Source organism: Parabacteroides caecihominis, from assembly GCF_023656785.1.
Classification (GTDB): domain Bacteria; phylum Bacteroidota; class Bacteroidia; order Bacteroidales; family Tannerellaceae; genus Parabacteroides; species Parabacteroides segnis.
On sequence record NZ_JAMOKS010000010.1, the window covers coordinates 148,639 to 171,316 of the forward strand.

The following is a 22,678-nucleotide window of genomic DNA, read 5'->3' on the forward strand; positions in this document are numbered from 1 at the left end:
TAAATTAGTTTTACAGGTTACTTCTTAATGATCTTCACTGATTTGAAGGTTCCGTCTTCCAATGTTACATTGAGCAGATAGATACCTGATCCAAACGATGACAGATCAATAACAGATCCCGGTTTGCGAATTACTTTCTGCAACGTACCGTTCATCAACAGCAATTCAACTTGCTTGATTTCAGAAGGAGCGGCCACTGTTACAGAATGGGTAAACAGTCTCGGATATACTTCGATGTAGTCTGTTACTGTGATCTTTTCGTTATCGACAGACAGATATTCGTCGTCTACAAGGAATGTTACCACTACAGGTTCAGCTGCGTTATAGTTCTTGTTACCATGCTGCATAGCTGTAACCGTTACGGTTCCGGAAGTAACCGGAGTCAGAATCCATGCATCCCCAATCTGGTTCACGTATGCAACAGCATCGTTAGACGAATTGAATGTTACAGGAAGTTTACTTGAAGCAGAAGCGGTCAGAATAACATCTCCACCTTCTACGTCGATCACGCTTTCCGGATTCCATGTGATCTTCTGCGAAGCAGCGATAACAGAATATTTGCCGTCCACGTAAGAAACTTCGTAATTGTCTGAAGTATAGTTATCAGAGAATGTGATCGGATAAACTCCTGCATCTGATGTTCTTGTAACAGTCGAGCTGATACGCGGAGCGAAACCAAGATCTTTCAACGTCTCACCTTTCACGAAACCTGTAGCTGTATAAGTCAGTTCTTCCAGATCCTTGCCGTAAACCGATTCCTTATTATCTGCCAGGATCGTCAAAGCAGCTTTGCTGACTTTCAGGAATCCGGAAACATAAGTAACCACATAATTGCGACCGAAGTCCTGTGCCGAATACGGAGTCAGTTTATAAGAACCAGCCTTGCCGTTGTATGCTTCAATACGTACAACCGGAGCCTGACCAACCTTAAAGTCTTCACCATTCAGGAAGTCATTCTTATTATAATCGTAAGCATTTGCATAAGAAGGCAATTCATTGCCGTACTTGATGTCGAAGCTACGGGCTGTTACCACCACGGCTTTCGGAGCAATCACCATTTTATTCTTAGCGGTGTAAGCATAAGTGACAGAACCAAGTGTAGCCTTCACCGTTACAGTATATACACCGGCATCTGTCGGAGCATCCTGTGATGACGGATAAGTTGTCGGTACTGAACCCAGCTGGTCGCCTTCATAATAGATACTGAAGTCTTTCACTTCTTCACCTGTTTCTACGTCGGTCACCTTCACGCTGACAGTTCTAGGATTGCCGTCATAAATACTTGTTACGTTGGAAACGATCACGTTTACTTTAGCTGCGTCACCTTCCGGAGCGATCACTTTGATCGTACCTGTTACAGGAGTTGCATCTTCGTATGTATCGTCACCGTCTGCATATACCGTGATGGTTACATAGTTGTCGCCTTCCGTACGTACATGACCTGTTACAGCATACTTGCCTCTGGCAACTTCAGACAGGATAACACGTTCGCGATCGTTGCCCGACAGTTCGTAACGGATATCATTGATAGACGGCTTGCCGTCAGCTTCCGATTTCAGGTAAGCGGACAACTCAACAGTTTCACCGACCGGTATGACCAGATTACGCTGATCTTCCGGCCAGATGATCGTACGACGGATCTTATCGATAGACAACGTTCCGTTTTCATGCGTTACCGTATAGTTGCGTGCAACACCTTCTGTCGTGAAGTAGATGTCGTAAGAACCACGTGAATCGGATTTAGCATCCGTAGCGATCTTCGGCATTACAGAGAATACGTCTGCCAGATTTTCATATTCATTATTCTTCAAACCGATATACTCGATTTCAAGATCCGGGTTACCACCGCCATACGGACGGCTATAACTCTTCGCACGTACTGTCAGCGGAGCCTTCGTAACCGTCAGACCAGCATTAACAATAGTAGCACCTGTAATATCGAAGTTCGGAAGCAATGCTGCAATCTGTGCGGCAGCTGAAGAAGTCAGACGTAATTCATAAGTACCAACGTCTGTTTTCTTATTGACACCCGACAAATCCAACCAGCTTGTACGGTTCACATTTTCTGCATTCAGCAATTTGCTGATCTCTGCCTGGAATGCGTCAGACAATTTACCTGTCACAGCGGCATAAACGTCAGCATCTGTTGCATCTTCACCGTATTCACGGGTTACAGAAAGAGTGACAGTCAAATCTGCAGCTGTCAACGGCGCCGGAGTTACAGTTACTTTTGCCTGCGCTTCGCTGGCGGCAAACTTAACACCGATAACCGGAGTCAACATTTCTCTTGTCATATCATCAATTACGCGGAGTTGGTAATCGCCTATAGGAGCATCTGCTTCGTACACATCTTCGTCAACCGGCAGAATTGTTTCAAACAAGTCGATCACGTTCTTTTCAGCCAGCAACTTCGCAGCTTTCAGAGTCGGTTCAGTTACAAAGTTCAGTGCAACCTTCAGGTCTGCTGCCTTTGTCACTTCTGTTCCATATACTTTTGTATAAACATCTTTACCTGCTTTTACTTCTACGGTTGCCGCAGTCACTTTCAGATTAGCCAGATCAGTGTCGAGCTGTATGTCGAAGTTACCGATAGCAGATTTCAATGTAGAAGCATCAACGATACGAAGTTTATAGTTACCTTGAGTCACGTTATTCTTGATCGAATCAACCAATACGCTATTCAGTGTATTCCCGTGGAATTGCAGTTTGTTGTTACGATACAACGCCCAATGTAGTTTATTCGTACTAAATAACTGGTTCCAGCGGGCTTCCGTCATTGCGGCTTTCTGATTTTCAGGATCTTCCTCGATAGATACCAAGCTAAATCCATAATCATCGGCAGCCAATGTCAGATTTGTCAGGTCGTAAACAGGAACACCGCTTACAATACTCCAGACACCTTTCAATTGTTCTTCGCTGAATGCAACAACGATACCCGGAGCTACCACTTTCACCGCATCTACAGCAGTAACAGCTTCCGAATCAGGAATAGTTGTAACTTCTGCGCCTTCGATAGCATAGACGAATGTATAATCGTCGGAAGTCAACTCTACCGTATAGCTGTAATTACCGATCACCGGATTTTGCTTATCCATCTGTTTGTTGGTAATCACCAGGTCTACCGCTACCATATTATCGGTTGTCAGCTTAGCATTCAATGCCAGGATATCATCGGTAATCTGTTTGATGATTTCCGCTTTCGTTGCTTTACCGAATGTGAAGGCAGCTTTAGCAGCTGTTCCTTCTTCGGCGGTTGCAGCCAAATAAGTAGGCAATGTAACAGTCAGTTTGCGCTGTCCGATTGAAACACCGTCACCCTGTTGATGTGCATAACCGACGAATGCTGTATTTCCGTTATAAGTAAATGTAAAGTTGTCCCATGCAGTCCGCTGGCCTTCTTTTACAGTAATCGTATAAGGATAGTCACCAACAGCAGGAGGAGTAGCACTTACATTATCCAGATTTATTGTAAACATATCAGACAAATTATCTGCCAGGCAAGCATACAGGCTGAATAGGTCGTTGTTGCCATCGATAAATTTGTTCAACAGGTCGTTTTCAATAGAGACTTTAGTTCTTCCGTATTTGTAAGAAGTTACCGGGAAGGTTAGTTCTATAGCCGCTTTGTTTACATTCAGCTTCTGGCTACCGGTCAGTGTAATCGCAATATTGTTAGTGACAAGATTTGCGAACACAACAGTATATCCATAACCCGCTTTTGCAGGAACAGGGCCTTCTGCCGGAGCATCCAAAGTCACAGTTAAGCTCTTCGCCGGTTTCATAAGTTTAGCCACATCTGCAAAGAACTTAGCATTGGCCGGATCTTCCAGAATAGCATTCTTGATAGAATCCTGCAAAGCAAGTTTCGTATTGATATCGCGGTAAGTAACGTTTACTAATGGCAATGTCACTTTATGTTTTGCTTTCTGGATAGCAACAGACAGTTTGTAGACAAATTCATTTCCGTCTGCTTCCAACTGTCCTTCACTTACCGTGTAAGCAAACTTATAGAATTTCTCGAAGTCTGCTTTATTGGCAAATTCCAGTTTATAACCATATACGTTAGTTACCTCCGGATATGAATTATCTGCAATCGCTTCCGATGTGTTGCCCGATTCGTTGTAGATCAAAGAAATCTTTCCACCCCAGTTACTCAAAGTAGGTATCTGCGGGAATAAAGCTTCTTTGTCAGCCTTAATCCGTTTCTGGATATCGGTCAGGATATCATTTCCATATTCTTCGGCAGTCTTGCCGAATGTCAGCGGATTCTTGATATAAGCCGGAAGTGCCGCATTCATATAGTAAGGAACTCCTGGAATATCACCCTCATCACCGAATGTGATCGAGCGGATATAAGTACCGGAGAAACCGCCTCCCAAATTAGGAAGAACAATAACACCGGACGGATCAAATTTCACATCTCTTACCTTTGATGAACTCTGGAAGAAAACAGTATAAGCCAGTGTACGAGGTATGTACAGAACCGAAGAAATAGTCACACCCATCAGATCCGGATTTGTCAACAGCAGATCTGCTTTAATCCATTGTTCTATCACCTCATCTGTCAGGCTACCGTCGTTCTTATTGAATGTATAAGTATTTAACTTGATCGTTAATACAGGACGGGCAATCAGGCCGAAGTTTCCGGTATATACATAAGAAGTACCTTCTGTGGTAACTCCTGTTGTACTGCCATTCACTGTGATCGATTTGAAATCTGCTACAGCATCGGTAAATACGACTTTATAAGCAGACTTGAAATCACCGTTTTTATCTGTAATATCTCTGTCGCGGTTGATATTCGGCAATGTTACATCACCAATATATTCAGCCAGACCCGGATTGGCAAACAGGATGGCAGATTTGATGCGTTCGATAATTTCCTTTTTCGTGATACCAGCCACAAAATCATATTCGAAATCAACACCGCTCATAGTCACGGAAGCATCCTTACATACGAAGTTTGCATCGTTACGGAGTTTGATTTCAACGCTGTTCACAAAAGTAATAACAATCTTATCTGTTGCGGAATTATCCACATACACATTCTGCATGTCAAGATCAACCGCCTGCAAATATTTGCTCTTGTTGATAGTGATCTTATAGCCATACGTTGTTCCTTCTGCTACTGCATTATTCTGACCGACAACCGTACCCTGGGCATTCAGAAGAGCCACGGCATAGTTAGGAGTATATTTGTTTCCGTTCTTTTCTACTGTCAGGATACCAGCATTCTTCAACAACAGATCGTTGGCTATCAGAGTCGTTACGTCTTTTGCTTTCCAGTCGTACACATACGTTTCCGAATACTTCGGCAGACGCATAGTTGTTGCTGTTGTCGGCAAAATCTTTACAAACAACAAGGCGTTATTGAATACACATACATTTTCTGTCGCCTGCAGATTTCCTGAAGATACAGAACCACCGGTCACAAATGTATAATCGTATTTCGATTTATAGTCCGGATCGGAAGGATCGGAAACTGTCACCGTATAAGCGATCTGTGTATTATCGGCTGTCGGTAATTGAGAGATACCCGTTACTGTAGCCGTTAATCCGGTTTCAGTAAACATCGTCTCGTTGATCGTATTGATAGAGGCGGCCAGATAAGCTGCCAAATCGGGAACAGAAGCAAACTCACTGCCTATCTCGATCGGATTTGTGATACGATCCGGCAACGCAATCGTTACAGATGTTTTCTTTACGGAAATAACATTCTTAACCTTATAACTATTTGTTGCTTTGTCAAACGATACAAATTGCGAACCAACCGAAGTTGTTGTTTTTCCACCATCCGTATAGTTAGCATCCAATGTAACAATATAACTATATACATTACCCGGTGTCAATTTACCACTGGTTACTTCCGAATTGAAGCCGTCGTTTGTATAAATCTTAACATCAGCGATACCTCTGATAGCTGATATCTGGCTCAGGATTCTATTCTTCGCCTTATTTACCGTCACGGCATCCAACTGTCCTAAAGCGGTAGTCTGCAACCAGACAGGGAGTTCTACTTCCCCAATCTTTTGCTGGCTGATCGTGAACTTGGCAGTAGCCGTAAAGACATCACCCGTTGCTCTTGTTCCGTTATCAACGGCTACTTTAGAGAAATCGTAAACATCACTGGTAGGCAATGTCAGTTTAAGGGTGTAGGTTCCTGCCGGAGGAGTCGGGGTTGTCAGTAAATCGTATTCCGTATTATCGGCAGCGACCAATGTCAGAGAATACCCCTGTGCCATATCCGGCATCTTATCCAGCGAAATAGCATTACGCAAGGATGTCGAAGGATCGGTACCATACGTTACAGCCGTAAATTTAGCCGGGAAAATAACTTTGCCGGTTGCGGCTACAACTGATTTCTTTACTTCTACTTTATTCACAGCATTGAAGCTGCCTGTCTGGCCTTCCAGAATAACCTGGGCTGCCGTAGTCTCAGCATCGGTGAAACCAATCTTCAGATCTTTCTTTGCACGAACATCAAAAGTATAGGAATAAGTACCTACTGCCAAAGGATATGCAGGCGAGCCTGTGATCTGTATGTTTTCGAACGAAAGCACGCCATCATTGATCAGCGTCTGGTTCTTTTTGGACAGACCGGCCAGGATAGCACTCTTCAATGCTGTTTCGTCCTGAACCTGGGCACTTATCGGAGTATAATTTGCTACTGTAAATACAGAAGCTTCAAGAGTCGGTTTTATTACAATACTGTTACCGACACCCACCAACTGTCTGTTTGCTATACCTTCTACTCTCGTCGGATCAATTGTTGTAACACCACTTATCTGGGCATTCGACCGGACAAAGTCAACGATCAGATCATCCGAATTAATGTTTATTTCAAATGTATATGTATAATTCTGTGCAGTTAACCCATCGATATAGACTGTACCGCCATTAGATATCTTCACATCTGAGATATGTATATCGTTCTTTTCAGTGCCTGGTATTTCGGCTTCTATCAGATTATAGATTTCATCAGCCAGCTCTACAGCATTGGCCTTCGTTTCCTTTTCATAATGGGCTAAGATTTCCTTGGCCGGCACCTTTATAGTTACCACCTTTTTATCAGTTACAACAATAGCGCCTTCAACCAGGACAGAAACATTGGTTTGTCCCGGTTCTACCGGAGCAACATTTACACCGTCGGAACGGGTAAATGAATATTTAACCCCTGCCGGAGTCGTCAGCTTCGCCGTATAATGAAAAGTTCCTCCCGCCAGTTTATCAGAAGTAACAGGTCCAGTCGGACTGCTTAAAGTAATATCACTGGCATAAATCGGAGTTCCGGTTGAAGTTGTCAACCTGTCTGCAATGTCACTTTTTAAGCTGACTACATTAGCCAGGTTATCCGTAGCAGTAATGGTGTATAAAGGTAATTCAACTCTCTTTGTTACCGAGTTTATATTACCAATCGTATAAGCCACGGCATTTTCCCAGTTAACTCTCTGCTCGCATAAAGTAAAACTTACAACTTTACCATCTGCACCAACCCTCAATATATAATAATATATAGGATCATTATAAGTTAAATCAGGCGAATGTCTGGAATACTCTTTCATCCGGACCTCAGTAGTTCCTTCAATACTTGCCGGTAAACCTTCAAGCCTCGGACTATCATAAGAAGTCAAAGTTCCTAACTCAGAAACTATTGCACTAAAATCCTGTCCCTTAAACTGTTTGTTGGTACCATCCAAACGATCATCAAAAAACTGGGGACTGCTGGAGGATTCTGTTGTTATCCTTTGATATGCAATAATCAAACTTTTAACATCATCAGCCGTGGCTCCAAACTTAAGTTCATTAAGATTTCCATTATCCACATATGGAATCTCTCTAAACACAATTACATTACTGGTAGTAGTAATAGCCTGCGCTTGCGTCACAAACCCCACCAACAGTAATGCAAACAGAAGTAACCTTCTGCTTATATCAGTAAAGTATATTTTTCCCATACTTTATAGTATTTCATTTTTAATATTCTATTTCTATCACGCATTGATCCAATTCATGCAGGGGATATAATTTAGGGTACACTGCTGAACCTTCTCAAATATTTCACGTACGACACGTTCATTATGTTTAATGAGGAATCGTGGCTTTTCGTAAGACATTATTTATTTGCACTTTAAATAGGCAAAAAGGCCCCGGCCGTGAATAAATATTTACTGCCAGGGCCCAATTTTTTGTCCACGTTCCTGCTTCACAGCAATACTAGCGGAAGAATTTATATTTCATTACTTTAGTATTAATATCCGCTTTTTCGTCCTCACGGATTAGTTGGTGTCAGGTAGAGGCATTGCAAGCAACGCCTCTACTGCCGCCGCGCGGTTATCTATTTTAAATTATTGATTATAAACTTCTTTATATCAATAGTTATTCATTGTCTTACTTAACGACAGCCTTCACTGTTGTTCCATCAACTACAACAACTACGATTCCTGCCGGAGCATTGAATGTAACGTTGTCGGAATTGATTGTCGTGTTAGCGATTGTCTGACCCAATACGTTGCTGATGACAACATTCTTGTTTGCAGCATTCAGGATCGTTACCTTACCCTGGCCACCCAGAACTGTTACGTCAGTTGTATTAATAGATTCGTTGGATACCGGATCAAGTTCGTCAGCTTCATCGAAGTAGATGTCACCAGTAGAGGTAGCAGTCTTAGATGTAGCGAAGTCATAATAATCTTCCGACGGAATCATTTCTTCACCACCTACACATTCGTTGAATGCACGTACACGTGCCGTGTAAGCAGTTTGCGGGATCAGGTTATGAACAGCTATTGATGTTGCAGTAGCAGCAACCTTGAACGATTCTTCACCGTCGAAGTTGATATCATCCTGCCATTCGTAATATGCTGTAGGCAATGAACCTACTTCTGTTCTCCAGTCACCAGTATTGAACTCGCCACCGTTGATAGGCATACCCTGAACAGGTTTTCTAACCATCCATGTTGCAGGAGTATCGAACAGATAGATATCGATCTGATGTGCATCAGTCTGGAATCCTTCCATCAAGCGGATTGTATACTTAACCGGTTTCGTGATATCGGTAGTCAGATCCATGTTGTCCATCTGGTGGGCAATCGGAGCATAACCCCAGTTTCTGTCGATCGGCTGGGTATTACCCTGCAATTCGAAGTTGTCTACACTTACCTTAGTTACTTCTTTCTGCGGTTTACCTGCTGCATCTGTATATTCTTTAGTTACTTCCAACCAGTAGTTAACTTTGTTATCACGGTGGATAACATCACCTGTTGCGTTGAACAATTCAACCCAGATAGTTCTGCTTGCATCGTCAGCACGTACTTCAGACATAAATACATCTTCAGAAGTATACTTCGGAGTGAAGCGACCTACAGCAACCTGATAGTATTGAGCACCCGGAGTGGCTGTCCACTTGATACGAGCATCGCTACCACCTACATCACCTGGTTCCATATCTTTAATATACGGCATTTCAAGACCGGCTGTGAATGCCAGCGGCAGATTCTTCTGTACATCACATACAGCTGACAGAGACAATGCGTTTTCTACGTCGCAAAGATCTTCTACATTCGGAGTTGCACGAACACCGATCTGAGCAGCTACGTCGCCACGAAGAACATCGTTCACCAGGTCGTTTTCACCACCCTTGAATGTATAAGGATTTTCTTCTGCTGTTGCAGCCAGTTCCATAGATTTCTCACGGATGAACAGTTTCACTTCTTTTGCTTTGTTTGTTCCGAATGTGAACAAGTCAGAAGCACTCAACAAGTTGATTTCCTGTTCTACCTTAGATTCTTCACCACTTACAGTAGTACCGTAATGAGGCAGGTCACGACCCTGGATATAGAATACAGAATCTTTAGAAGCACCACCATTTACAACACCGAACTGGAATCCTTCGATCTTATTCTTACCGGCAGCGTCAGAGCTGAACCATACTTCAGGAACTTTCACGTCACCCTTGATACCAGCTGTCAATGTATCGTTCACATTGATTCCGTAAGGAGCCCAGATACCGAAGTGTGCCCATCTTTCGTCGTTAACTGTCAGATTATGTTTATAATCATCCAGGTCGAAGAAGTATACGCGGTTGTAAGCTTCTGCGTCAGCACCATGCTGTTGCGGAGCCAGACGGATAGAGTCTTTTGCATAGTAGCGAGCCCACATGCCTCTTTCAGAACCACTGGTAATTGTATCGATAGACATTTCAAGACCGTTACGATCTTTCGGATCGAACTTAGCAGAAACCAATGCCAATATTTCACCGTATTTGTTCGGAGAAATCTGAACCATAGTACCTACTGTATCTACTCTACCATAAGCTTCACCGTTCAGGTCGCCCAGAACTGTTACTTCATATTCGAATGCACCCTTCTTATTAGAGAATACTTCCATGTCAACCGGGTCAACGATGTTCAAACCTGCGATGATGAACTGACCGTCGCGTACCGGATAGCAAGTATTTACATAACGAGTCTTGTAATCCTTACGGAACATTTCGTTATAGATAAAGTTAGGAGCAGGAACCCAGTTTTCGCTTGAACTGCCAGAAGAAGAAACTCTATCTGCTACACTACCGCCACCGCAAGAGTTGCAAGAGCCGAACTGTTGAGTCAGGAATGAATAGAAGCTAGTATAAGAACCGATGATCTTATCAGCATTCATTGTAGTGATCAAACCTCTGTCGGTAGTACCGAATGTATAGAACTCATTCCAGCCTTTTTTGTTAGATGCAGTTGCACCGAACTGAGCTACGTGGTTGAATACGTTAGGAGTTCCGCCAAAACATTCGTTCCAGCTTTCAGCTGCGATCGGAAGCAGATTCACGTCATTGTAAGGAACATACTTAACAGTCATGTCAAGACCCATTTCTTCCACATACTGTACAGCATAGTCGTTATCCAGGTCCACTTTATAGACCAAAGTATCGCCAACGCTCAAACCGATAAATTTACCGAATGTAGCACCGTTATATTCTTCGATCGGTTTTTCCTGAGAACCTTTCTTCACATATACTTTCGCAAAGTCAAGGCTTTCACCAGAGAATACGAATGCATTTGTATGATAGATAGCGTCGTCAACGTTCTCAGTCTTAGAGAACTGTTCTTTGAAGACCTTGATTGAAGCAACTGTACCACCTTCTACATCAGGTTTCAAACCTGTAGCAAAGATCTTAACAGTGTGAGGTCTTGACTCATATTTGTAACCATCCCATTCGTCGAACGGAGCGAAGAAGAAGTCCTTACGGTCGATCTTTTCGAAGTATTTTACTAATTCTGAGCTCAGAACACCCATAGCATGGCTTAACAGAGACTGATCGGTATCTTTGAACCATACGAATGTATTGTTTCCGTAGATCTTGATCGGTCCTTCATATACAGTGCCTTCTACTTTCTTATCCATCAGATCCTGACCGGTGAAAGTATAAGTTGTACCATCCAATGTCTTTCCATTTTCAAAATATCTTGCGATAGACGCATCGTAAGTCAGAGCCGGGTTGATAGTATATGTTTCATTTACATACTTAGACTCGTCGTCACCGATATTCACATCACCACGGTGATATTTGAAGATAGCGTTAACGCTAACGATATTCGAATAGATATTACCTGAACAGTCGATAACTTTCACTGTTGCGTCAGTACCTACAACTTCAGGATAATCTTCTATACAACAATCCGGACAACCATGTTCTTCCAACCATGCAGCATAGTCGGTGTAGCTATGTCCCTGAACTGTCATCGGCAGATAACGACCCGGTACATAAGTTGAATCTTTCTTACCATCTTTTGTATAGACGATCTTCCAACCCTTGATATTTACATCGTCATCATAACGGCCTGTTGAATGCTTCGGAGCTTTTGTCTGGTTAACCAGCAGCAATTCACCATAATGCATTTCACTCATTTCGCGTCCGTTGTTGAACGAGTTGAAATAAGGCAAGTTCTTGAAACTAACTTTTGCAGTCTTATAATCCAGATATTCGTCGAAGAACAGATCGTTCAATTCGTTATATTCAGGAATAGATGTAGCCTGAAGTGCATAACGAGCTGTATCCGATGCTTCTGCTGTGATTGTAGACCAGATATAATCATCTTTGTCAAATGCTTTTACTTCTTGCGGAGCAAAGTAGTAAGTGAAACGAGCGCTTGATTTGCAATCGCGATCGTCTGTTGCATCTGTCTGAACAAAATATTCACGAGGAATAAGATAAGTTACTTCCTTACTTACACCCGGTGTACCCGTTCTACCAATCTTACCATCATCAAACATTTTATCCAAAGAAACAAAACCATCGACTTCCGCCAGATTGCTTTCTTTAGAAACTTCCATCTTATCTGCGATAAACGGATACTTAACGTTCAATTTGTAATATGCCAGTTCTTCCTGCGGAGCAGCATCCTGATCTGCTTCGTAAAGACCATCACGGAATGCAGCACTGAATTTATCGGTATATACGTTGTTAGTTTTACTATAGTTATTCTTATATAACGTATTCCAGAACTCAACGTTTGTTACCAATGTATCAGGAGCACAAGAAGTGTTACGTCCGGCACCAGCTTCAAATACTTTTGCATTAGCTGCACCGAAAGCAACATCCGGGCGAGTAAACGCCAATCTTGCATTCGTAAATACAGTTAACGGTTCAGTGTCTGAAGAACCTGTATCACTTTCCGGATCTTCTACTGACTTGGCACCTCTTAACATTACAATGATAATTTTGTTATCAAGGGACCCCTGCTGCCATGAATTCGGATTCTGGTTATCAGCATCCGAAACACTTGCTTTCACATGTGTAAGATGTCTTTCACCGATTGTGTGGTTCTTTGCAGTAAAGATAGCACGATCGCTAACCATTTGACTAACATATGAACCGTCCAGGTTATAAACGTATACATCAAATGTCCAGTCGATCTTACGGTTTACCAGATCCGTGTTACCAAAAGCACGAACATCCAGTTCAACGCTTTCAACACCTGTCAGACCTTTTGTGCTATACACAAAGTCTACACGTGCACTGGCGTTCTGGTTCTGATAAATACCCAAGCCCGTATTACCTTTCTCATCCGTAAACTTCATATATTCGGCAGTATTCATAATCTCATGATTCTTAATTTCCGAATAATCCATTTCCAGATATTTACCTGTAAACGGTTTCTGATAGTTACCGCTTGTTGGATCCACATTTAGGAATGTTGCAAAAACACCATTCATCACACCAGCTCCCATTTGTGTAAAATCGATCAACGACTCATAGTTTCCATAAGAAGTTGAATTTGCAACCCAATGATCATGAACATTCACCCGCTCAGTAAGCTTCATCATGCTCTCTGTAACAAGACCACCTTCGTCTTCCCACTGGGCAACACTGTTCACGGTTTTATACCACGGCGCCTTAATATTAGCATAGTCCGGATCTGCTGCATTCAGCATCGGAGACAAGCCATAAAAAGCCATAGCACATAAAAGAGCGGCCGACCCGCCTTTTACCAAAGTACTTTTTCTCATACGTAAAACATTTAATTAATAAAATTATGATCTATACTCAAATTGACTATTTTTCGTCCATTTAGCTCATTTCAACCGCCTAAACCCGTAGGACACAAGAAAAAGCATTTTAGGGGAACTGTTAAATGCCTGTATATGGGCATCTTTTTTACTCATCGATTACCGATTTGGCGAGTTTAAACGTTCCTTTTTTCTCGCCACGCGTTTAAGATTCTTTTACTTTTGTAACAGGAATAGGGTATTTTGTCCTTGTTTCCGTATCGTACTGATAAGAAAGCAGATAGAAAAGTGAAAAAAGTTCTGAAAAGAATTGCAGGTTCAAAAGGAATGCGTATTTTTGCTGCAAGAAAAAAAGGAACGTTTTTTTTAGTCATTCAAAATTCGACCTCTGCCCTTGATTCATATTCCACACAAAGGATTCAGCCTATTTGTTAAAGCATCTTTTTTTACTCAACAGGAGTGTTCTGTAAGTACATAAAACTAACGTACCTGTACTTTAATATTAATAAATATATATCCAAAATTATCCATACTTCCAAGCAGTATAATAAAAAATTATTTGCATTTATATAAATGTAATATGCACACTATGACTACATCTCCCGATTATCATTTTGTCACCTCCCATCAAATAAATCAGTTCAACATGCTAACGGAGATACGGGTTGGTTCAAGATTTGTCAGTAACCAAAAGATCAAGGGAAAAGTAGGTTCAACGATTTCTATAATCGGAAAACAACTATTCCCGGAATCAAATACAAGAGTCTATAATATAAGTCTGTTTGTTATCCGATTCGACCCCCTTATGAATTGCAGACTATTGCCTTCAGCTTTCAAATGTTCTGGATAGAATGTTTTTCAATACGTCCGACTGAAAGGAGGAAACTGCTAAAAAATGTATACGAGAATTCAAGGTTAAATAGCTGCCGGTAAAATAGAAGACTTTTGTCTTCAAATATATACACTTGTCATCCAAAAAGCTGTCTTGACAATTCGGAACACCTATGCTTTTGGGACGGATAACTTCCCGCCGGCCAATGGATAACTATTCGTTGGCGAACGGATGCCTACTTATCGGAATCTACTTCCTGTGTAAGGCATCCTTCAGGCGGATCCGCTATTTTTCAATCAGTTATCTATCCTGAAATCTGAAAGGTGAAGTTTGAAAACTTTATTGGAGGGTGGTTTACAGAACGATGGACTCGCTCAATGGAAGTTAAAAATGAATCTCTTTTCGTTCCGGCAATGCCGGCATCAGTTATCGTTACCTGTCATCCGGCAATGTGACTTTTTAAATTAGTTCTTTCATTTCCTATAAAGAGATAAAGGAGGAACTATTACATACCTCCTTATCTATTGTCTCTTAAGTCCCTACCCAGTAAAGCTACCCTGTACACCCTAGTCGGTTAGGGTGTACACCTCATCCCGTTACCCTGTACACCGTATTCAATTCCTCCGTACAGGCCAGTAATACTAACTAACTACTAATAAACTAGTTGATAGTCGCTTTTAATATAATAGCCAGTAACCTATGAGAGAACATTCGATGACAATTTCACCACGCTGACACAACAGTTGTGCACAACTGTTGGCAAACATACGAGCTATGAATGGTTCATTTATTGTCAAATTTGAACTATCCTGTCCCCGTGTAGCCGGAGAAAAGAACATAAAAAAAAATACCTGTTGTTTTATACAAATCCCTTTCGTACTTTTGTAAGCTACTATAGAGATAAAAATGAAACAATATTTAGAATTGCTGAATCGCGTATTAGCCGAGGGAGTGAGGAAGGAAGACCGTACAGGTACCGGTACACAAAGTATTTTCGGCCATCAAATGCGATTCAATCTGGAAGAGGGATTTCCTCTGCTTACGACAAAGAAGCTGCATCTGAAGTCTATCATTTACGAGTTACTCTGGTTCCTTCAAGGGGATACCAATGCAAAATATCTGCAGGAACATGGAGTGCGTATCTGGAACGAATGGGCGGACTCCGATGGAAACCTGGGACATATCTACGGTTTCCAGTGGCGCTCGTGGCCAGACTATAAAGGTGGTTCTATCGACCAGATCAGCGAAGCTGTCGAAACGATCAAACATAATCCGGATTCCCGACGGATCATTGTCAGTGCCTGGAATGTGGGTGACTTGGATAATATGAACCTCCCGCCTTGTCATGCGTTTTTCCAGTTTTATGTGGCAAACGGACGCCTGAGTTTACAGATGTATCAGCGCAGTGCAGATATATTCCTGGGCGTACCTTTCAATATTGCTTCTTACGCATTATTATTACAAATGATGGCACAAGCGACAGGACTTATAGCCGGAGATTTCGTTCATACGCTGGGGGATGCTCATATCTATAGCAATCACCTCGAACAGGTAAAGCTTCAGCTTACCCGCGAACCGCGTCCTCTTCCCCGGATGGAAATAAATCCGGACGTAAAAAACATCTTCGATTTCAAATACGAAGATTTCAACCTGACCGGTTATGACCCGCATCCCCATATCAAAGGAGAAGTGGCGGTATAGGGAATTGAAAATTGAGAATTGAAAATTGAAAATTAAAGAGAGAGTATATACATTACTAATAAATCGATAAGTTTATGAGTACTATTTCAATTATTGCCGCTATTGCAGATGACAACGCGATTGGTAAAAACAACAAGTTGTTATGGCGTTTGCCTGCCGATATGCGACGTTTTAAAGATTTGACAACCGGCCACGCCGTAATCATGGGACGTAAAACATTCGAATCTCTGCCCAAAGGACCGCTTCCCAACCGGAAGAATGTAGTCCTGACCACCTTGCCGGAAGCCGGTTTTGTGAACTGCTTCGGTTGCGAATCGATGGGTTCGGCACTGGATATTTGTGAAAAAGAAGATGAAATATTCATCCTCGGCGGTGCATTGGTGTATCGTCAGGCTTTACGCATCGCAGACAAAATGTACATCACCCGCGTACATGGTGAGTTTAAAGATGCTGATACTTTTTTCCCTGTCGTAAACTGGGATTTATGGGAAGAAGTAGAACGCCAGGAATTCCCGGCGGATGCAAAACACGCTTATCCGTACACATTCCTGACTTACGTTCGCAAGAAATAAATGATAGTACAGATAGTTTCCTGTTCACGAGGGCCTCATAAATATTTTTGACGCCCTCGTGAATGTTTATGAGGACGTCGAAAACATTTATGAGGACGTCGAAAACAATAACCTTCCTATAGAAATCCTGAACCTTACACCTCCTCATTACTTATTACCACGCCAATTTATTATTACACCTTATTAACAAACAGTTTACATCTTTTTACCCTTTCTTTGTATCTATATAGCAAAGAACGTTGTTTAACATGTAAACCCATATAGATATGAAGATAAAAGCTATTATTGTTTCCGCCCTGATACTATGCTGTATTTCAGCGGTTATCATGTATACAAATGCGGCACAACCTAAAAATGAAAGCAAAATGATTACCGAGGCTATTCAAGGTAAAAATACACCGCAACTCATCAAAGCGCTGATCAGCCGGATGAAAGAACAACTGGATGTGAATGACGATGACTTCCCCGAACTTATCAAGGAAGTGGAAAACTATGCGGCCGAATGTAAAGAACCGGCTTCTACAGCCGTACTACACTCGATGGTTGCCGAGATGTACAATCAGTATTATACGATGAACCGCTGGAAGATTAATCAGCGGACCGACCTGGCCGGATACGTTCCCGAAGATATCCGCGAATGGACTTCAAACCTTTTCACGAATAAGATAAAGGAAGAACTGACCGCATCCCTGCAACCGGCGAAGCTGTTGCAGGAAACACCGGTATCCGATTTCAAAGCCATACTGGAGACTGGAAAAGACACGCCTGCCCTGCGCCCTACATTATATGACTTTCTGGCGTTCCGTGCTCTTGACATCGCTCCTTCCACAGAGATATATGAAGAACTTATTGCCTATCTGAACACGCAACCGGACAAAAAAGCAGCCATGCTTGCCAACCTGGACTATCTGAGATTCAAATATACCACCCGCTATTCCGAACAGGCAAGAAATAATTATACATCCGCACTGGATAGCCTGTTGGCCATCTACGGTAATAAAGATTATTCCGTGGAAATCATTGCAGCTAAACTGAATAACGGATTTTACGGATATGGAACAGAAGCCAATATGGATTCTCTGAAAACTGCCGAGTACGAACTTTGCAAAGAAACAATTGCCCGCTTTCCGAACTATGAACGGATCGGCCTGATAAAAAATAGGCTGGCCAATATGCAAAACCCGTTCCTGCAAGTCAACACAGACAATAATGTGTATCCCGGAAAAAAACTGACTCTAAAACTCAGATATCAAAATATCCGGCAGATTACCGCTCGCATATACAAGAGCCTGAAAACTCCGCAACAGACACTTAATTATAACACTCAGGATACTGCAAACAATTTGGGAACCCTGGTCAAAGAAGTTACTTTTTCATTAAAAGTACCGAATACCTATACCGAGCTGGATACGAGCCTCGTCATCCCGATGGACCAGACAGGATTGTATGAATGTGTTATTACCGCTCCCGGAACGAATCTGAAAACGAACAATCTATTCGAGGTAAGCCGCTTGGCTGCCATTTCGCGCAGTATGCAAAATGGAAATACGGAAGTATTGGTGACCGATTATTTAAGTGGCAAACCAATCACTGATGCCTCAGTAACTTATTATTCGGGAAAACGCCGTGAGATGCAACCACAGGGAACCGTAAAAACAGATAAAGACGGCATCGCTGTCTTTCCACATAAACACGATATGATGGCTTATCAGGTGGCCCGTCCGGGAGATTCACAAACAATGCTGACAGCCGTTTATCCGAACGGACGACGGGAAATCAGCCAGACAAAACGTCCGGAACTGGCCCTGTTTACAGACCGCGGACTTTACCGCCCGGGACAAAATCTGTATTTCAAAGGAATCGCTTACACAAATACGACCGACAAGCCTCATGCCATTGAAGGCGAAACGTTCAAAGTAACTCTCAGGGATGCGAACTGGAAAGAAGTGGCCACCAAAGAGTTCAAGACAAATAAATTCGGTTCTTTCAACGGTGAATTCACTTTGCCTCAGCAAACCCTTGGAGGAATGTTCACGCTGTCTACCGAATATCAAAGTGTGAATTTCCGTGTAGAGGAATACAAACGTCCCACTTTCTTCATTGATTTACTTCCGGTAAAAGGTGAAATTACGTTTGGCGACCTGGTGACAATCCAGGGAAAAGCACAGACTTTTTCCGGTATCTCCCTGCAAAGCGGAGAGATTACTTATCGTATCAACAAACGTCCCTTCTGGTTACGCAGCTACATCAGTAGTTTTTCTAACGAACAAGTAGCAGAAGGACAGGTTACTGTGAACAGCGACGGGACATTCTCTTTCAGTTTCCGTCCGGAAAAATCAAGTAGCAATTTCCCTGCCTATCAAAGTTATCTGGTCACAGCCACATTAACCGACAGCAATGGTGAAACCCAGGAAGCGACTTCCGTATTCTCTGTTGGGACATCAAGTATTGTCCTGAATACCGACCTTTCCGGACAGCTCGACAAAGATTCTGTAAAGGCTTCCGTATCGGCACAAACACTGAACGGTGAAAAAATAACAGTGAATGGGACTTATACGATAAACAGATTGGGCGACACCAAAAAACCGTCCAAATACGGAATCATTGAATATGAAGTAAAAGAACAGGTGGCAACCGGTAATTTTACATCCGGTAAAACGATTGATAAAAATGTATTCGCCAAACTAGCTTCCGGCCGTTATCAAATCAAGCTGGATGCAAATGATTCACAAGGACGTCCGGTTACTACAAAGCAGGATTTCATCCTATATAGTTTACGCGATAAAAGACCGCCGGTATTCATGCACACCTGGATGTTAGATGAAAAAGTCTGGTGTCTTCCCGGTGAAGAGGCGAAGATATTGTTTGGCACATCCGACAAAGACGCACATATTTTATATGAACTTTACCAGGACAACCAATGTATTTCACGCAAACGCATCGTACTGAGTAATGAAAACCATCTCTTCCGTATCCCATTCATGGAAAGCTACGGGGAAGGAGTCGTGGCACAATTTACCTTTGTAAAAGACGGCAAATTATATACATCACGAACTGATATTAAACGCCAACAACCGAATCTCTCATTGGCAATCAAACCGATTACCTTCCGTGACCATCTGCTACCCGGCAATAAAGAGACATGGAAATTCAGGATCTTAGATGCAGACTCCATGCCTGTTATTGCAGAAATGCTGGCCAGCATGTACGATGCGTCGTTAGATAAGATATTACCATCCGGTTCCTTCAGATGGAATTTCGACCCGAGAAGATATTTCTACTTGTCCGCCCCCTCTTTCAACAGAGGCATCGGCATGGATGATAAGACAGCTTATAAATCAGAAGAGTCGAAAAATGTCAATGTTCCGGATTATCAATATGACCGCTTGAACTGGCAAGGAATCATGAATTTCAGAAACCGTGGAATGTATGCCGGAGGCATCATGATGAAGTCGGCAGCCCCTATGGCCGCTGCTGAAGCACAGGTTATCGGTTACAGAACTCATGACGCTGCAACCGCTACCGGAAATGTAGAAATGGTTGCAGACGATGAAGTAGAGGTTGAATCAGATATGGCTGTCTTCTCTCTGGCAGACGGAGCTCCGGCTGAAAAGGGAATGTCAGAGCAGCAAGTTGTCCAGATACGCGAAAACTTCAACGAAACCGCTTTCTTCTATCCGTCATTACTGACGAATGAGGAGGGAGACGTCATGGTACAGTTCACGTTACCGGAAAGCAATACGACCTGGAAGTTCCAGGCACTGGCCAATACGGAAGACATGAAATACGGCATGCTGACCAAAGAAGTCATCAGCAGCAAACCATTGATGGTATTGCCGAACCTGCCACGCTTCATGCGCCAGGGTGACGAAGTATCCGTCAGCACACAGGTTATCAACAATTCAAAAGCGACTATCAACGGACGTGTCAGCCTTGAATTGTTCGACCCGGCAACCGACCAACCGGTTATCTGTCTGACAAAATCACAAAAGCCGTTTACCTTGTCTGCCGACAGCATCACCACCGCTTCATGGACTTTCCGCGTACCGGAGACCACCAATCTGATTGGTTGCCGCATCGTAGCAGATTCCGAATCCGGTAGTGACGGTGAACAACATTTGATTCCGGTTCTCTCCAACCAAATACTGGTAACGGAAAGCACACCTTTCTACCTGATGGAGAACGGAGAAAAACAAATCCGGTTGTCGGGAAAGAATGGAACGGACAGCCGCAATCCGTTCAGAATGACATTGGAGCTGACAGGCAATCCAATCTGGTATGCCGTACAGGCTTTGCCTACGCTTACCCAACCGACAAATGACAATGTCATTTCCTGGTTCGCCTCTTATTATAGCAATACGCTGGCTAATTATATCGCAACAGCCAATCCGCGCATCCAGCAAGTAATCAGCCAGTGGAAGGCACAGGGCGGAACCGCTTCTACCCTTTATTCAAATCTCCAGAAGAATCAGGAGTTGAAAAATATCCTGCTGGAAGAAACTCCCTGGGTGCTGGCAGCCGAGAATGAAACGGAACAAAAACAGCGTTTATCCCTGTTGTTTGATATGAACCGGGCAGCACAACAACGCGAAGTAGCCATGCAACAAATAGTAAAGCTACAAAACGAAGATGGCGGATGGAGCTGGTTCAAAGGTTTCCCGGCAAGCCGCGAAATAACACTGTCTATCCTGAAAGGGATGTCCCAGTTGGTTGAAATGAGCGCCGTACAATACGGACAACAGGAAAAGGAAATGCAGATGAAAGCGCTCAAATATCTGGACAAACAAATGCAGTCCGATTATGAAAGCCTGCAAAAGAACAACAAGAAATGGCAGAGCAGCGTTCCGAACGCATTGCAACTCGAATTTCTCTATGTCCGCAGCGCTTACCGCGACATTCCGGAACTGGGTGATGCCCGCGAAGCAATCCGTTTCTATACAACGCAGGCAGAAAAGACCTGGGGCGAACAATCCCTTTACGGAAAAGGTGAAATCGCCCTGTTGATGTACCGCAACGGCAAGAAAGAGGTTGCCAATACGATATTGGCCTGGTTGCGCAAAACAGCCACCACGACTACCGAACAGGGTATGTATTGGGCCAATAACCGGAGAAGTAACAGTTATTTCACTTCGCCGATCGACACTCATTGCCTGCTGATGAAAGTGTTCAATACCTTATCGCAAGATAAGAAAGACACCGACCGTATGAAACAATGGCTGTTGAATCAGAAACGTACGCAGAACTGGGAATCTGTTCCTGCAACACTGAATGCAATCTACGCATTAATCCTGACCGGAAACGACTGGCTGAATGAAAATAATACCTGCACCGTAACATGGGGCGGCAAAACATACAGCACTGCCGAAGGTGAAACAGCCACCGGTTATCTGAAAGTGGTACTGGATGAAAAAGAAATTTCTTCCGGTAGTAATTCCATTTCCATTCGGAAGGAAGGAAATACACCTGCCTGGGAAGCCGTTTACGAACAGTATTTCGAAAACATCGACAAAGTGGAAAAACAGAAAGGTGTACTCAATGTTGAAAAGAAATTATTCATCGAAAACAACAGCGGCAGCGGCTTACAGATTGTACCGGTAGAAAACGGAAAGCTCCGCGTCGGAGACAAAGTAATCGTACGCCTGACTATCCGGACAGATCGCGAAATGGATTACGTATTCCTGAAAGACCTGCGCGCCGGCTGTTTCGAACCAGCCAACCAGCTATCAGGAACACAGTTCAGAGACGGAGTCGCCTATTACCAGTCGCCTACGGATGTTTCCGAAAACTTCTTCTTCAGCCGCCTGCCGGAAGGAACTTTCGTTATTGAATATCCGGTTTACGTGTCCCGCACCGGTGAATATGCCGGAGGACTAAGTACCATCCAATGCCTGTACGCACCTGAATTCGTTTCACATACGGAAGGCACGAACCTCACGGTTAATTGAAAATTAAAAATTGAAAATTAGGGATTGAATATGAAGAGTAGCAGAATGTTCTTATATCCGTCCAAAGGTAATTTTCAATTTTCAATTCTCAATTTTCAATTCAATTGTCTATCTTTGTAGAATAAACA

Annotated in this window: 5 protein-coding genes; 3 read left to right on the forward strand and 2 right to left on the reverse strand. The window is 42.9% G+C overall.

What is annotated here, in order from left to right:
- Window positions 1-17: 17 nt before the first annotated feature.
- On the reverse strand, window positions 18-7,955 hold the full coding sequence (locus NBH14_RS10430) for an MBG domain-containing protein (protein ID WP_250817405.1): 7,938 nt from the start codon (window positions 7,953-7,955) through the stop codon (window positions 18-20).
- A 433-nt stretch (window positions 7,956-8,388) separates the two neighbouring features.
- Window positions 8,389-13,500 carry a DUF6383 domain-containing protein gene (locus NBH14_RS10435; protein ID WP_250817407.1) on the reverse strand — a complete coding sequence of 1,704 codons (5,112 nt, stop codon included), beginning with the start codon at window positions 13,498-13,500 and terminating at the stop codon, window positions 8,389-8,391.
- A 1,738-nt stretch (window positions 13,501-15,238) separates the two neighbouring features.
- On the opposite strand from NBH14_RS10435, the gene NBH14_RS10440 reads away from it, so the two are divergent.
- The 3 genes from NBH14_RS10440 to NBH14_RS10450 all read left to right on the forward strand — a co-directional run bounded on the left by NBH14_RS10440 (window position 15,239) and on the right by NBH14_RS10450 (window position 22,550).
- Entirely contained in the window at window positions 15,239-16,033 is a 795-nt protein-coding gene (locus NBH14_RS10440) for a thymidylate synthase (protein ID WP_250817411.1), read from the forward strand.
- 74 nt (window positions 16,034-16,107) lie between these two features.
- Window positions 16,108-16,605, forward strand: coding sequence for a dihydrofolate reductase (locus NBH14_RS10445; protein ID WP_128132960.1), 498 nt, complete (start codon window positions 16,108-16,110; stop codon window positions 16,603-16,605).
- A 266-nt stretch (window positions 16,606-16,871) separates the two neighbouring features.
- Window positions 16,872-22,550: an alpha-2-macroglobulin family protein gene (locus tag NBH14_RS10450; RefSeq protein WP_128132959.1), complete on the forward strand. Its 5,679-nt coding sequence runs from the start codon at window positions 16,872-16,874 to the stop codon at window positions 22,548-22,550.
- Window positions 22,551-22,678 lie beyond the last annotated feature (128 nt).